Raw genomic sequence first — 14,715 nt, 5'->3', positions numbered from 1 at the left:
TTTAATCTTTATAATTAGGAAAAAAGAGTTCTTCAGCAAAATAGACCTGGAAATTTGGGAAATTAGTTAGTTCTATCTTTTCTACACATCTGACAATAGTTTCAGCTTCCTGCCTAGCCCTCAATGACAATAAATAAGACCTAGCTCCTTTTTCAGCGATATTGCCATGAATTATCATTTTTTCAGTCATGATGTTTGGAAGTAATCCAATTCTTTTTGCATTTCCAAGGTTTAGGTTTGAACCAAAAACCCCAGCGATATGGATATTGGTCAAATCCTTTAATTTTATATGAAGATAATCTAATAATATACGAATTGCTGTCATCGTTGCTGCTTTGGCCTTTTGGATTTCTTCAATATCTTTTCGAGATAAAAAAATCTCTTTTTTTGCATAACTGTCTTCTTTATCTACAAGAACTAATCTTTCGATCTTATTTGAAGATTGGTCAAATAGTCGTCCTCGTTCATCTAAATAACCATAGATTAATAGTTGAGCTAAAACATCTATAATTCCTGAACCACAAATTCCTTTGGGTTTCTCTGATTTAATAGTCTGAAAATAAAATTTAGAATCATGAATTGTGAACCTTTCAATAGCTCCATCTATTCCTCTCATTCCACAAGAAATGTGCTGTCCTTCAAAAGCTCCTCCTGCAGCAACTGAAGCAACATAGATTTTTCTATCTTTTACAAGAATAATTTCTGAATTTGTACCAAAGTCTATCAGGAGATGTATTCCACCTAAGTTTCTTAGGTCTAGATACAGAATATCAGCCACAGCATCTGATCCAATGAACCCTCCTATTAATGGAGGAAAAGTGATAACAGTATTCTTAAAAATTTTCCATTTAATGTTTTCAGTAAAGTTTTCAAGTTGTTTTGAGATCATATCTACAGTTACAGGCAAAAATGGTGATTTTGCTAATTTAAATAGTGGAAGAGAATTAATGATGTGATGCATTACAGTATTTCCTACGACTATTATTTCTAGTATGTTATCTGGATTAAGTTTTTCTTTTTTAACGCGATGTTTCAATAATTCGAATATTTCATCAAGTACTAAATTTTGCAATTCTGACTGATGTTGGAGACTAAGCATTGAATATGACATCCGTGAGATTATGTCTCTTCCATACTTAGTTTGGGGGTTTAAGATTGATTCAGAACTAATAATTTGACCATTATCAAGATTTATTAATGTTAAAACAATTGATGTGGTACCTAAATCAATAACTACTCCAGCTAGGAAGTATTTTTTTGGAGAAATGTCTATTATCTTGTCGTTTTCTTGATCAATTATAAAAAATAATTTTTCTATTAATTGTTTATCTCTAATAGTTTTTAACCTGTTTAAAATAGTTTGTTTTACCGTTTTCGATAAATTTGTTGAAAAAAACAAAGAAGAATCCTCTTTTTCATTATAAATCTGAGGATTAACTTCAATTTGTATCATTCTTGGATTAAAATGATATTTGAGCAAGAAATTTTTATAACTGTCAATACTTTTAAATAAACTATCTTTTTGATTTATTAAATCCAGAATTAAAAGCTCTGCGTTACTTTTTAAAATTATTTGACAAGCTAATCTAATCTTGCCTAGATTCTCTGGAATTATAATTTTTCTTTCTTGTTCAGTAAAGGGAGCTAATTCAACTGGCTTTAAGAATTCTACTCGGCATTTCCCACAAATTCCTTTTCCATTGCATAATGATGTGATTAGAGGTTTATCTTCATTCTGATTTAGAATCTGAAGTAGATTCCTTCCTGTGAGCTCAAATTTAATCTCTTTATTCAGATTTTTAATAAAAACATACGGTATAGTATATCCCTTCTGTGTCTCTTAAGGTCATATAATAGATTTATCAAAATATTGATACCTAGGCTTGCCTCATTCCGAGCATATATAAGCATCAAAATCCCGTTTGAGCTTAGCAATCAAGGCATTGAAATCAAAGTATGCTGATCAATTTTCTCATATTCATTTCAATACCCAAGATTGCTAGTGCTATACATCAAAGGGGATGAAAAGACCTGCCATCATCCCCTTCTATTCTCCAAAAAGATTTAAAATTTCCTTTTCTCATTGAATACATATGCCTAAAAAAGGTGAAATCCGTGAATGGTTCTCGAAGATAATTCATGGAAATGAAAATCCACATGAATATTCTTTAGTATACCGTGAGATATCAAATTATATCGAAATCTCCTTTACAGAATTCCTAGTAAAACAACAAGAGGATCATATTCCTCTTCATCGAATTTCACAAATTAAACAAAAAGGTAAAGTAGTATATACACGACCAAATTTTTGCTCAAACTGTGGATATCCAAAGGATTCAAAAAATCATTCGTGCAAATTTATTGAATCTTTCGCTAATAAGAGATCAGAATAGGAAACCTTAATTAAATTACTTGGATCAATATTGAACAATTCTAGATATTGATCACACTGTTCACGAATTTTTTCTACTCCCAATGATCCATCAATATCAATAGCTTCAACTTCAATGAATAACCCAAGATTATTTACTGAATCAATATGGAATTTTACATTCTCTAGAAAATAAATGGCTCGTTTCTTCTCCACTACTACAAGAACATCAAATATTTTTAATAATAATTTCTCTAACGTATCCTGTGAACTTTTATCAACATGGTAGAGAATAATATTTGATGATTTTGGATCTTTAATATTCTCTCGTTCATAATATATTAAAGATGATTCAATATTTCCTCTTCTTAATTTTAATCTTCCTTTTCGGACTTTGAAATATATATCTCTTTGATGATCTATCCCCTTAAATTCAGCACCTTTCATTTCAAGATAGTGTCTGATTTCTTCGTGTTTTTTAGAGTTTGGACACTTTGCTTTAAATTCGATATTAATATGACTCATTTTTATCAATCAATATAGTTTTTAGGTTTTCTTTAAAATAAATTTAGTCATTATCTATTAAATATGTTTATTCACTAATCGATTTATAGGTGGTTCTGACCATAGTAATGCTTATGGTATATCCGCGTTCAACAAATGTAAAACGGAAATTTAACCGTTATTTAAAACAATACCCAGAATTGTTTATAGGAAAACTCGAAAGCGTCTATCTTGTTAAAAATTGTGGAAAGGGGATTGCATTAGTTTTAGCAGAGATGGAAATAGAGCAAGGAAACATTGAAGTATATATATCAGAACCGCTAAGAATTGAACAAGTTACAGTTGATGATAGAATAAAGGAGATTGCTTCATGGCTCCAAGAAAAAGAAGGGCACCAGATACTGAAGACCGAGAAGGAATCGCTCCAGAGGGAATTGCAGGAAAAAATAGAGCAACTCGAGAGAAAGAGATTTTCAGTTCAGCTGAATCTGCAATAATAGGGTATCTCAAGGAGTTAGGAACTATTCCTTCCTCCTCAATTAAAGAATCTGATCCTCTTACAATAATGCTTCAAAAATATGCACATCAATGGAAAAGAGGAGCTGAGAAATAATGCTTCATGTTAAGCTCTATAATATTGGTGGAATTGATGAAATAGCCCTAACTTTTAAAAAAGGAAAAAATTTGATAAAAGCTCCTAATGCAACAGGTAAATCTTCATTTGTTAAGGGTATTGAACTTCTTAACATGTCTAAATCAGATATAGAACAACGAAGACACTATATAAATTTATTTAAATCATCAGGTGAAGTTGAGATACAGGAAAATGGAAAAATAGGTTGTAAAAGGACTTTAACAGTAAAAGGAAACAGACTTATAGTTGAAGGAGCTGCTTTTCATCCTGAAGGTTCTAAAGTTAATCTATTCACTCTTGCAACTCCCCAAAATGAATTAATAAATGCTATCACAAGCGGAAAGAGGTTGGAAAGTTTAATTACTCAATATTCTGATGTAAAATATTATTCATTTCTCATTTCAAACGTTCAAAATCGTTTATCAAATCTAAAAAAGGACCTTCGCATTTATTTAATGTATGAAAGTGATATCGAGAGTTTGAAAATAGAACAGGTTAAGTTGAATAATGATTTGGATGAATCGCGTATTGAACGAGAAACTCTACCTGAAATAAATTTAGAAGAGATCCAATCATACTCTGAGATTGAATCTCGATATCATAAATTGTCAAAAACAGTTCTCTCTCTCCATAATAGGATAGAACAAGCTAATGATACAATAAAATTAGATAAAGATCGAATTATTGAGTCAGAAAACCAAATCAAGGCGTTAGAAGAAGAAATCAAGAATTTTATGCAAGAACATCCACAAGTTGATCAAGAAATAGCACAGATCGTTGATCGAATTAAGGAAAATCGAAAATTTTTACAAGAGGTAAAAAATGAAAAGAATGAAGTCGAAAAATCAATAAAAGAGGTCCGAAATTGGATTAATTTACGTTACACGATGAAAGATTTATCTAAATGTACTATTTGTGGTCGACCTTATACAGAAAAACATGCTAAGGCTCGTGAGGATAAATTATTAGTCGATGATTCACATTTGAGTAAAAGATTACGAGAAATTGAATTTGAAATAGATGACCTTGAAAGACGAAAAGAGGATACTGAAGGATTAATTCATAAGATTAAGAATGATAATGAAATTAAGATAAATAAGTCAAAGCAAGAACTCAGGAGATTACAGCGGGAAATCTCTGACAAAACAAATGAGATAGAATCACTAGAAAAAGAGTTGAAACAGACAGAAGTTGAACTTAAAATACTTGAAAAATCAATTGATCAAGAACGAGCTGATTCTATTAAACTAATCACTCAATTAGATGCAAAAATTCAGAGAATAGAAGGAAAGATTGAACAGATTGATAAGCAAATAAAAGAAAAAACTGAACGTATGAGCCAAATAGAGATGATTCAAACAGAACACGAATTTTACAGTGTTTTTCTTCCCTATTTACAAGATCGTGAAAATGCGGTAAAATTAGGAGTAATTGAAAACTTCAACACTCAAATCAAGAAAGTTTATCAATTAATGAGTTATCGTGATTTTGAAAGTATTCGTATCGATCCTCAATTCAATCTTATTGTTAAACGAAAACGAAGTGGAGTTACTATTGACCAACCTATCCAATCATTAAGTGATTCAGAGCGAATCACCATTTCCTTAATTGTTATGCTTGCTGGGCGTGAGGAATACATTGAAGATTATCCTTTATTCGTTTTAGATAAGGTTACTCTTGATTATGATCCTACGCGATTTGAAATGATTTTAGATTATCTCACACAACGTGAAGTCCCGTATATTATTGTAACTTTAGCTCAAAGCATTGAAGAGGGAAGTGGACAGCTTCAAGTGGAATACTTAGCTTAAATTTATAACTAATTTATAATTGCGATTGCTTCTATTTCAATTTTAGCGTTTAAAGGTAAACCGGCGACCTGTACAGTAGCACGAGCTGGAGGGTTTTCTGAAAAGTATTTAGCATACTCTTCATTTACCCTAGTAAAATCACTCATGTCAGTCAAGAAAATAGTAGTTTTAACAATATTTTCCATGTTTACTTCAACTTTTGCTAAAATGTCTTTTATTTTTCCCATTATTTGATTTGTTTGAGTTCTAATATCTGCTTGAAGATCAGAAGCTAGCTGTCCTGATATAAAAATCAGATTTTTACCCGAAGAAATAATAGCTGGACTATATGGCCCAACTACTTTTCCAAATTCAATACTTTTCTTCATAATAATCCTTTTCCATTTAATTAGATGTTATTTTATTTGGTAGGTCAAGTAAATTTAATCTTATTTCTTTGTCCATTTTTCTGATAACTGGAGGATTTAGTTCAAATATTAGAATTTCACAGGTAAAGGAGACTATACATCCAGGAAAAATATGCCCACCAAGAGTTGAACCATCAGATCTTCCAAATATGCCATGAATATGAACTATATTGTTAGTAACGACATTACCAGTTAAAGATAATATTTCAAAATTTTCTATAAGGTTTATTCTTTGATATTCCATACCATTATAATATCCAATATGGATTTCGGATACCGCTCCAATTCCTTGGATTAAACCTGATTCAATTGTAGATACATGTTTGCAAAAGGTTTCAATTGAATTGAAAATATCTTCTCCTTTTATTAAACGTATTAAATAAATTTTTTGAAGATTTTGTTCAATATATTCCATTTTTCTCACCATGACTAAAATTAGAAAACTGAACTTTGTCGTCTATTAAAAATACTGTATTTAAATTATTGTTTTCAACAAGATAAACTAAATATCAATAAAATATTTTTTAGTGTCCATTCAGTTAAATATTCAGATATTTTTATAAAACCAGAATAATTCTAAAAAGAAAAATATCCTTAAAAAGGAGTAGTATCCCAAGGTTTATTTAAGAGAATGAGAGGTTTTTTCATTGAAAATACATTGTGATAGTAATTGTCGTCCTTGTGTTCTTGAAGGAGGACCAAGTAGGGATATTACTGATAATTTTATTGCGTTCTTCTGTCCTACGTGTCGATCAGCATTTTTCTGTGAAGTCGGAGTAGTAAGACACTTTTCTATAAGCAATGAGATAAACTTCCATTCATGTATCGATTGTGGAGCTCAATTAATAAGAAAACCTCTCGATGAAGTAGCACTCGAACAAGCTAAATTCCTAATGGATAATACAAAATTAAGCAAAAGTGGAAAATTTAGGGCTTCTCTTCTTCCCATAAAAGAACAACCTCGAGCCACAGAATCGTTATCACTCCTTTATGAAACTAAATCAATTAGTGCGTTTAATAGATCTCTTATCACTGAAATGTCACGTATTTCGGGCTTGACTCCACAAGTGATCAGTAATTTTGCACGAGAGTTTGGAGTAAGTGAAAATATAATCAATAACCTATCAGGGGATAGTGAAACCATTCTTATAACACTAGCTACCATTGCTCCAAAGTTTATTGAAGTTCTACATTCTAATCTCTTAGGAGGAGATAATTCTGCATCAGCTTTGGCCTTACGTTTTTCTGTTTTTGCAAATAATATTCCAGGACTTATCTTTATTCAACCAGCACAAAAAATAGTTGAAGCAGGGCCTTTTGATTTAATCGCATATGATTCTCAAGGCATGAGAATTTGGGTGTTCTGTATACCAGGAGTAATTGATTCCATAGATATAGAAAAAATAGTTGGGCCATTATTAAATCAAGATCCAGATAACTTTTATGGTGTTTCTAAGATTTTTCTTGTAACTCAAGGGTTTTCATGGGTAACAAAACAGATTTTAAAAAAATACAAAGGAATTGTAGTTAGTGAATCAGAGAATGTTGAAAATGAATTAGAGGAGAGTAGGAGAACTATACTTTTTGATTTATGGCAAGAAAAGACATCGATGAGTAAATATGATATAATTTTTGAGAATATTGTACTCTAGAAGCTTATAGGTGTTTGAATGAGTACTCAAAAAGTAAAAAAAGCTGCCTATTATAAAATAGTTTTCTTGGGAGATCGGGAAACGGGTAAAACATCATTAATACGACGAATGTTTGAGCTACCATTCAGTGAAGACGATTATTCCCCTACAAGTGGTTTACGTTATGAAAATCTAGATTTTACCCAAAATGAAAAGAAATATTATCTCCAATTCTGTGATGTTTCAGGTAATTCGATATATTTAGAGTTATTATCATCAATTTTAAAATCAGCTACAATTGTATTATTAATTTTTGATTATAAGAATGAAGAATCTCAGGAAAGAATTAAACAGTTATTCGAAATTGTAAAAGATAATCTTCCTCCAGAGAGAATATTTATTATAGGAAATAAGTTTGAAAAGGAAAAGAAAGAGATTCCAAAGCAACTAATATCATTTATTTCAAAGAATAATTTTCAAATATATCCAATATCAGTAAAAGAGAATAAAGGAATTCAACTTATTTTACAAAGCATTATCAAAACTATTGATAAAATATAAGCTACATTAAAGATGATTTATTTCCATTCCTCATTAGTTGGTTTACACGAATCTTGAACAATCTCACATTGAAACCAGGTTGAATTTTTTTGAAAAGGACATGATTCATTTGTCACTTGACACATTTTTTCCTCCGTTAGATACAAACAAAGACTACTTAAGGATAATTTTAGATTTAATCGTCTTAAAGGCTCACCTCTTTGTAGAGCTTCAGAAATTTCATCTCGAACTTCTTGATAATTTTGTGCATGTATAGTTGTGACCAATGAACCTGTTTTAAAGGTAATACCACCTGCTAAAGAGTCATCAAACTCTAAGAATTGGAAGAGTTGACGCTGTAATGAATCTAAAATTTCTTCATCAACATTCTCAGAAATTCCCATCATTTCCAACATATCTTTAATTCTCTTACGAAACATAATGTTTACACTACTTTTTGAAACATTAAATCTTTTAATCTAATTGGTATTAAAACTATCTTTGAATGGTTTATTCAACCTTCCATTATATAGGTATTTTTTTAGGTGAAGGATACCTTTTTTATTAATTCATAATTGATTATTGAAATACATATTGGTGATAATGTACCCCAACCTAGATCTAGGTTCTTTTTAATCAAGTTTTTTTACATGATTGGATAAAGATTTTTCGTTTTCTTTAAGTTCTACACCTAAATAATGGATTCGTGAAAATGTAGGGTTTTATTGATACCAAAACGAAATTAAAAATTATCTTTATTGCAGTAATAATGTTCTTTTCTGGTGATTCATACACCTCTAGTCCGTCTCATAGCTGTTTTTGCAACATATTCATCCCATTTCTGGGATTCGTTGAATTCTTGGCTATTATCTATTTCAGTTTTTGGATAATGTCGGGATTTTATAATTAAATACTCACTTAAATTTATGTATATAGTCAATAGAGTTAGTAAAAATACTATTAGTATTAATTGTTGAAACCAAAGAATTGAGAGAAGGATTAAAACAAAGTAGCTGTTAATATGAGCTTTTTTCGCGTTCTAAAATTTATCAAAATAATTTATAATTATCTCATTCAGAAGTTATTTTATGTAAATAAACGACCTTTTTACGGATTATAATTTCCATTAAACAATTGAATAAGATATTGAACCGAAATATATTCAAATAGAATGTTAGATTTTCAATTTATCTAATACATCTTATTCACCATTTGTTCGGGTGTCCTTTTAAATAAACTTTATACTTTCATTTTCAACAACTTCGAGACATTCTCTTTCTAATGCACTGCTTTTTCAAATTATTTTTAACATATTAAATACTAAATCCGACAAAATCATAATCATTCATTATGAATAGCAAATGGTGTAGGAACGAATGCCAAGTGATGTAGATTTCAATCCAGTTGTATGGGTAAGTTTAGCCTCCGTTGCTGGATTAAGTTTGGTTAGCCTAGGAAGACCTGGTTTGCGTTCTGATTTGGATGAACAAGTCTATACAGGAGGATTAACAGCAGTCCAGCAAATGTTAGGAGGTGAAGTTGGTGGAGATACTAGGAGATTTGTTGGTGGGAGCCATAGTAATAAAACTGGCCGATTTACTACTAAAAGTGGAGATAAGGAATTAATTGGCCAATTTCTTCTTATCTCTGCCCAAAATATTACTGTAGCTCCTGCTCTTCTAGATTTCTATGAAGAACTTGTGATAACATTTGCAGAAGAAGTAATGAAAACTGATCTATATGATCGTGCTGAACGAGAATTTACATCTTTTAGCATTAGTGATGTCATCGATATTTTCTTTGAGAGTATAAAAAAGACCAGGAAAAACCATTCACTTCCTTTAAATGAAAAGCTGTTTTCTTCTGCCTTGAAACAAACGGTAGATGAGTCTATACATGATTATGAATATTCTACAACATTAGTGAAGATTGCAGAGGAGAAAGGAAAATTTAAGGAAGTTTCTGAGAGTATAAAAAAGGAATCGGGAGATTTAATCGCTGAGCTAGCGGAAGATCTATTAGAATTTCTTGCAAGTGAAAACCCTCATTCCTTAGTCATGTTACCTAAATTAAAGACAATAAAGAAGGATATTCTTAACTTCTTAAATGATGAAATAAAAAAATTAAAAGTTGACGAATTTTTGACTCAAATAATCTCTGATTTTGAAACAAATGATCTAAATAACATTTTAGAAGATTATGCACTTCACGAAGTAACAAAGCAAAATCTCACATCTAGAATTGAAACTGAGGTGTTTCATAAATTTTTACGTGAAGTTCCTTTATTACTTCTAACTGATCCACGTTTAAGCGATTTTCAGAATAGGATCGAAGCATTAACAACAAAAATTAATGAACAATATGATCTTGCAGGAACTTTGACACGTATTGGTTCTGCCATATTACCAAAGCATCCCCACGAAGAAAAAATGTTAATCCCTTTTCTTCGAAATTTTTGTGAACATTTTTCTACTGGATTAACAGGAACAGCGTGGAAATATTTACAGGTAGTTTTCAAATTGGCATCTGAAATAAGCTTGGTTGATATAACTGATATTTTGCCATCTTTTCGGGATCAGATTCCACCTAGCCACTTTATAACTCTTGAAAAACATATGACAAGGTATAAATTAACTAAAATTCAACCCATTTCTTTTAATGTCAATCAAGCTAGTGATGTTCTTCCCTTTTATCGTGCCTTATTTTCAAACCTCGCTTTAGGAGTCAACATGATTTTATATAACATCGCATTAGACAAAGACAACCCAAATAATCTAATAAATTGGACAATCGAGAGATTTAATGACTTTAGTATTATGATTCATCAGATGTATTTTATTTTTTCAGTTTATTCATATCTTGATTCTATCAAATCAAAGCTTGATTTTACGGTTGATTTTCCTTCTAAGATCGATAATATTAACTCATTTGATATTCAAACATTTTTAGCAGCAATAATTTCTGTAAATATAGAATATCTACCCAAAGAACAACAGTTGATCTTTAAAAGAATAAAAGATTTTGAGGAAGCCTTTAATAAGAAAATAGCTAAAATCGAAGATTTTCTAATGAAAAATCCTTCTGATATAGCTAAAGGTTATTCTTTTCCCTCTAATGATTCAAAATTATTGCAATTATCGATTGGTCCAGCTAAAGACATTAGATCTTGTATGGATGATGGTATACAAGATTATCAAAAAATAATAGACAAAATTATAGATGAAATGAAGAAAATTCAAGATTTCGCCAAGGATTATCTTGATGGTAAGATTGATGAAAAGAAGTTGAATGATGTTACCGTAAATCATGGATTTCTTAGAAAAGGGAGAGATGAGTTTAATAAATTGATACAGGATCTAGAGAAAAACATTGAGAAAAAGTATAAACAGCTAGAGGGATCAGTAGAAAAACAGATATTGAATCTTCAAAAAGATATAACCAACCAATATACCCAAGCATGTTCCTTTTTGAATATAAATAGAAAAAATCTTTTAAAAAAGGGAAAAGAATTCTTACCCGATTCTAGTAAGACTATTAAACGATTAAATGAAAAAATTTATTCAATAATGGCTAAAGAACAACTATTAACTTGGGATAAAATCGGTAATTACTATTTTTACTCAAAAAATAGAAATTTACCCTCTAATTTAACAAAAGATTTATCTTCTTCCCTCGTTGGTCGTAAAAATTTCCCACTGCTGAAAAACGCGCTTGATAATATGACTGAAAATCCTAATCTTGATATTTATTCAAGTTATGCACAGGTTCTAGATATTTATGCGAAAAATCTAGTGGATTCACTTTTTAATGGAATTGGAAATTCAATTGCAAATAATTACTTACAAATGGCTCCTGATATTAGAATAGTCCGTTTAAATGGAATTGTGACACCTACCTTGGAACTTGGATTTTTGAAGAATGAAAACGCAGTCAAAGCAATTAAAAATCTTTTAATAGATGAAATCTATGTTGATTCTGAGAAAATTGATGAAGAAGAGGTTTTTCGGGTATCTATTATTATCCCAAGCTTTGGTTGTGATTATAAAGAGTTTCAAAAGGTTTGGAAAAACAAAGAATGGAATTTAAAACAGGTATTAATTTTTTTGTCATGGAATTCACTCTTAAATTCTAATTCATTCTTCGTTAATTTATTGCAGTATTCAGCAGGATTGTATTCAAATCGGGTCAAAGAATCATTTGAAGATATACTTATTCAGATTGAAAAACGATTAATCATGAATTAAAAGTTTTAATAAAGAAAAAAATTACCTTTAATAGTCCTTCCATAATATTATAAGTATAAAACGAATGTTAAGGGTTATGAACATCCCAATCAAGGTGAAAGAAAGACAGAATGTTTATCCTCCAGGAGAGGATACTTGGTTCCTCTCAGATACTTTAATAGATTTTTGTCAAAAATGTATTAGTCCCTCAAAATTATCTTCATTAGTGTGTGAATTAGGAGTTGGTACAGGATATATTTCAATAGCTTTGAGCATAAAATTCCCTCATTTTCATTTTATTGGAATTGATATCTCCCAAACAGCTATTTTTCTAAGCTCTTTAAATATGAAAAGATATCTTTTGGATGGTAAATATTCATTACTATGCACGAATTTCTTTGATTGTCTAAATTTTTCAACTTTTAAACCCTATATAATATTCTTTAATCCACCATATGTCATTACTAGTAAAACGGAACAACAGGTTGTAAATCCAGAATTATATCGAACATGGTCTGGAGGCTCAGATGGTATCCGAATTATCGTACAATTTTTAGAAGAGCTACGAAGAATTCAATTTAATTATAGCTTTTTTATAACATCAAGTAGGAATAAGAACGATTTATTGATTGATTTATTCATAGATGACTTTTCACTACAAATTATTTCAGAAAGACAATTACCTGATGAAAAATTATTGTGTTATCAAGTGAAAAAGAAAAAGGGAAATTTCTAATAAGTTGAAAGGAATTCAACTAAATTCTTCATTGAATAAACTGGTTCTTCTAAATATAATAGTAATCGATCATTTTCTTGAATTGGATCATCCAAAGGAAAAATACGCTCCTTTGAATTTTCTCGTAAGATATTGACCACTTTTATTCCTAGAATTTCTAAATTCGCTAAATTTAATTCTTTTAATTTTCCACTAATAGGAATGGAAATTACTTGTGGTTTGGCTAATGGAAGATTCATCTGATTATATAATTCTCGAACTATTTGGAATAGGTTATCCACTATAACTATGTGACCCTGTTTTTGTGCTGCTAAGTAATGGACAAAAGGGGGAGCGAATTGTTCAATTAGAACCACTTTAAGGTCCTCATCGGAAATAAATGACATAATATTCTGGATTATAATAGGTTCTTCATGTAGAATTATTACTTTTTCTGCGCTTTGAAAACCAATATTTTCATATAAGTTTCTTTTTGAGTATTCTTCTCTCCTTTCTTCTATTAATACATTAATTGTTTTTTCTACTTCCTCAACCCAAGCAAGTTTTTTATCAGATATCAAAGAAACTTTTTCATGAGCACCTATAGTTATTAAATGATCAATGAAGGCTTCTGCAAATATATTACTTCCAAAAACAAATATTGTACTTCGTCTTTCAACCGCTTTTTCAGCAAATTTACGAATTCGTCTACGTTTCAAAAAGCTCATTTTTAAACCTCCAATAGACCTCTCGCATCTTCCTGTATTATTTCTGATTCACTTTTTTCGAATTTATATGGAAGTTCAGTTACTATTCTGTTTGTAGTTTTCATGTAATAATTTGAGTAAAAATATATAATTATTCGATCTCCTGGTTTTAATATTTCATCTGGAGGAAGAATCTGATTCTTTCTTTTGATTAAGAGAACTTTTTGTTTAACAAGATCAGAGGTCATTTGTATGCCTGTAGCTCCCAAATGAGTACGTGGGACATCTATTTCAACCGTTGGTGGAAAACCAATGTCCAAACTTAAAGAATAAACTAATCCCTGAATTGTCATATCTAAATCTTCAATAACAATTAAGTTATTATCCTTTACCAGATCACTAAAAACAAAAATAGGCGCATATTGAGAAAGTAAAATTATTTCAATATCAGGACGAACATTTCTAACATGTGTTAATATGTTTTGATTCAACTCGATACTATCAGAAAGAATCATTACACGACGTGCATTTGCAAATCCAATGGTTTCATATAAATTAGGTTTTTCAAATTCTTTTAGATTTTGTTCAATATAAATATCCATTTGCGATCTTAATTTTCTAATCCAAAGGAGATCAGCATCTGCGATTAAAGCAACTTTATCTTCATAACCATACTGATTAACCATTTCAAAAAGAAATTGTTCAGCAGAACGGGAGCTTCCGAAAACGTATGTGACATCTTTTTTCGTATTTACTTTGTCCTTAAATCTCATTATTGGTGATTTTATCATCAATCTTATAACGAAAGTAGCTATTCCTATAATTCCTGCAGCCCATCTTAAAACCGTTGGATCTGTCATAAATCTCCAAGCTTCAGTCTGAAATTTAACTGCTTCAGATTCAGACAATAATAATATTATTAATGGTATTAACAATAGCAAAAACATTGCAATAATCAGAATTATACCAATTACCATTAAAATAAGAATGAATAAGTCCTGTAATGGAAGAAAATATTTGAGTTCTCTAAGAATAGCTCTGGCTACAAATTTTAGATTTGCACGAATGGAGGTTAGTGTAAATTTTAATCTTCTAATTGTATTTCCCCCAGATTTCTTATGGCTTAGTTCTATATCTGTCTTTGGTCTACTCTCTTCTGTTATTACTTCCAT

The 14,715-nt window shown here is 30.2% G+C and carries 14 protein-coding genes; 7 read left to right on the top strand and 7 right to left on the bottom strand.

Annotation, left to right across the window (positions count from 1 at the left end):
• Position 1: 1 nt before the first annotated feature.
• Positions 2-1,399 carry an ASKHA domain-containing protein gene (locus ACWVCY_RS07470; protein ID WP_455141655.1) on the bottom strand — a complete coding sequence of 466 codons (1,398 nt, stop codon included), beginning with the start codon at positions 1,397-1,399 and terminating at the stop codon, positions 2-4.
• Positions 1,400-2,093: 694 nt separating this feature from the next.
• Between ACWVCY_RS07470 and ACWVCY_RS07465 the strand changes: the two genes are divergently transcribed.
• Positions 2,094-2,393 (top strand): RNA repair domain-containing protein, encoded by a 300-nt coding sequence (locus ACWVCY_RS07465; protein WP_455141653.1) that lies wholly within the window; start codon positions 2,094-2,096, stop codon positions 2,391-2,393.
• On the opposite strand, the gene ACWVCY_RS07460 is transcribed toward ACWVCY_RS07465, so the two are convergent.
• Positions 2,345-2,896, bottom strand: coding sequence for a CYTH domain-containing protein (locus ACWVCY_RS07460; protein WP_455141651.1), 552 nt, complete (start codon positions 2,894-2,896; stop codon positions 2,345-2,347). The two genes, ACWVCY_RS07465 and ACWVCY_RS07460, sit on opposite strands and share 49 nt — an antisense overlap.
• Positions 2,897-3,245: 349 nt before the next feature.
• On the opposite strand from ACWVCY_RS07460, the gene ACWVCY_RS07455 reads away from it, so the two are divergent.
• Entirely contained in the window at positions 3,246-3,488 is a 243-nt protein-coding gene (locus ACWVCY_RS07455) for a hypothetical protein (RefSeq protein ID WP_455141650.1), read from the top strand.
• Positions 3,488-5,320, top strand: a complete 1,833-nt coding sequence (locus ACWVCY_RS07450; RefSeq protein WP_455141648.1) for an archaea-specific SMC-related protein — start codon at positions 3,488-3,490, stop codon at positions 5,318-5,320. The genes ACWVCY_RS07455 and ACWVCY_RS07450 overlap by 1 nt, the downstream gene beginning before the upstream one ends.
• Positions 5,321-5,328: 8 nt before the next feature.
• On the opposite strand, the gene ACWVCY_RS07445 is transcribed toward ACWVCY_RS07450, so the two are convergent.
• Positions 5,329-5,688 carry a RidA family protein gene (locus ACWVCY_RS07445; RefSeq protein ID WP_455141647.1) on the bottom strand — a complete coding sequence of 120 codons (360 nt, stop codon included), beginning with the start codon at positions 5,686-5,688 and terminating at the stop codon, positions 5,329-5,331.
• A gap of 16 nt (positions 5,689-5,704) precedes the next feature.
• Positions 5,705-6,142, bottom strand: a complete 438-nt coding sequence (locus tag ACWVCY_RS07440; RefSeq protein ID WP_455141644.1) for a PPC domain-containing DNA-binding protein — start codon at positions 6,140-6,142, stop codon at positions 5,705-5,707.
• Between the two features lie 232 nt (positions 6,143-6,374).
• On the opposite strand from ACWVCY_RS07440, the gene ACWVCY_RS07435 reads away from it, so the two are divergent.
• Both ACWVCY_RS07435 and ACWVCY_RS07430 read left to right on the top strand, forming a co-directional pair.
• A complete protein-coding gene (locus tag ACWVCY_RS07435) occupies positions 6,375-7,379 on the top strand; it encodes a hypothetical protein (RefSeq protein ID WP_455141642.1) in 1,005 nt (334 codons plus the stop codon).
• A gap of 18 nt (positions 7,380-7,397) precedes the next feature.
• Positions 7,398-7,919 carry a GTP-binding protein gene (locus tag ACWVCY_RS07430; RefSeq protein ID WP_455141641.1) on the top strand — a complete coding sequence of 174 codons (522 nt, stop codon included), beginning with the start codon at positions 7,398-7,400 and terminating at the stop codon, positions 7,917-7,919.
• Between the two features lie 17 nt (positions 7,920-7,936).
• Here the strand turns inward: ACWVCY_RS07430 and ACWVCY_RS07425 are convergent, their stop codons facing one another.
• Positions 7,937-8,338, bottom strand: a complete 402-nt coding sequence (locus ACWVCY_RS07425; protein ID WP_455141639.1) for a hypothetical protein — start codon at positions 8,336-8,338, stop codon at positions 7,937-7,939.
• A 936-nt stretch (positions 8,339-9,274) separates the two neighbouring features.
• On the opposite strand from ACWVCY_RS07425, the gene ACWVCY_RS07420 reads away from it, so the two are divergent.
• Together ACWVCY_RS07420 and ACWVCY_RS07415 are read left to right on the top strand one after the other, a co-directional pair.
• Positions 9,275-12,142 (top strand): hypothetical protein, encoded by a 2,868-nt coding sequence (locus tag ACWVCY_RS07420; RefSeq protein WP_455141638.1) that lies wholly within the window; start codon positions 9,275-9,277, stop codon positions 12,140-12,142.
• 76 nt (positions 12,143-12,218) lie between these two features.
• Positions 12,219-12,857: a methyltransferase gene (locus ACWVCY_RS07415; protein ID WP_455141636.1), complete on the top strand. Its 639-nt coding sequence runs from the start codon at positions 12,219-12,221 to the stop codon at positions 12,855-12,857.
• Here ACWVCY_RS07415 and ACWVCY_RS07410 read toward each other — a convergent pair.
• Positions 12,854-13,564, bottom strand: coding sequence for a hypothetical protein (locus ACWVCY_RS07410; protein ID WP_455141634.1), 711 nt, complete (start codon positions 13,562-13,564; stop codon positions 12,854-12,856). The two genes, ACWVCY_RS07415 and ACWVCY_RS07410, sit on opposite strands and share 4 nt — an antisense overlap.
• Before the next feature lie 2 nt (positions 13,565-13,566).
• Positions 13,567-14,715 (bottom strand): hypothetical protein, encoded by a 1,149-nt coding sequence (locus tag ACWVCY_RS07405; RefSeq protein ID WP_455141632.1) that lies wholly within the window; start codon positions 14,713-14,715, stop codon positions 13,567-13,569.

It is taken from the genome of Candidatus Hodarchaeum mangrovi (assembly GCF_975850365.1).
This window is presented reverse-complemented; position numbering and strand designations above follow the sequence as displayed.

Bases quoted from the DNA above. Each gene is read 5' to 3' on its own strand.
- ACWVCY_RS07410 (WP_455141634.1), bottom strand. From the start codon at position 13,564: ATGAGCTTTTTGAAACGTAGACGAATTCGTAAATTTGCTGAAAAAGCG.
- ACWVCY_RS07415 (WP_455141636.1), top strand. From the start codon at position 12,219: ATGAACATCCCAATCAAGGTGAAAGAAAGACAGAATGTTTATCCTCCA.
- ACWVCY_RS07425 (WP_455141639.1), bottom strand. From the start codon at position 8,338: ATGTTTCGTAAGAGAATTAAAGATATGTTGGAAATGATGGGAATTTCT.
- ACWVCY_RS07465 (WP_455141653.1), top strand. From the start codon at position 2,094: ATGCCTAAAAAAGGTGAAATCCGTGAATGGTTCTCGAAGATAATTCAT.
- ACWVCY_RS07450 (WP_455141648.1), top strand. From the start codon at position 3,488: ATGCTTCATGTTAAGCTCTATAATATTGGTGGAATTGATGAAATAGCC.
- ACWVCY_RS07460 (WP_455141651.1), bottom strand. From the start codon at position 2,896: ATGAGTCATATTAATATCGAATTTAAAGCAAAGTGTCCAAACTCTAAA.
- ACWVCY_RS07445 (WP_455141647.1), bottom strand. From the start codon at position 5,688: ATGAAGAAAAGTATTGAATTTGGAAAAGTAGTTGGGCCATATAGTCCA.
- ACWVCY_RS07405 (WP_455141632.1), bottom strand. From the start codon at position 14,715: ATGGAAGTAATAACAGAAGAGAGTAGACCAAAGACAGATATAGAACTA.
- ACWVCY_RS07455 (WP_455141650.1), top strand. From the start codon at position 3,246: ATGGCTCCAAGAAAAAGAAGGGCACCAGATACTGAAGACCGAGAAGGA.
- ACWVCY_RS07430 (WP_455141641.1), top strand. From the start codon at position 7,398: ATGAGTACTCAAAAAGTAAAAAAAGCTGCCTATTATAAAATAGTTTTC.
- ACWVCY_RS07420 (WP_455141638.1), top strand. From the start codon at position 9,275: ATGCCAAGTGATGTAGATTTCAATCCAGTTGTATGGGTAAGTTTAGCC.
- ACWVCY_RS07440 (WP_455141644.1), bottom strand. From the start codon at position 6,142: ATGGAATATATTGAACAAAATCTTCAAAAAATTTATTTAATACGTTTA.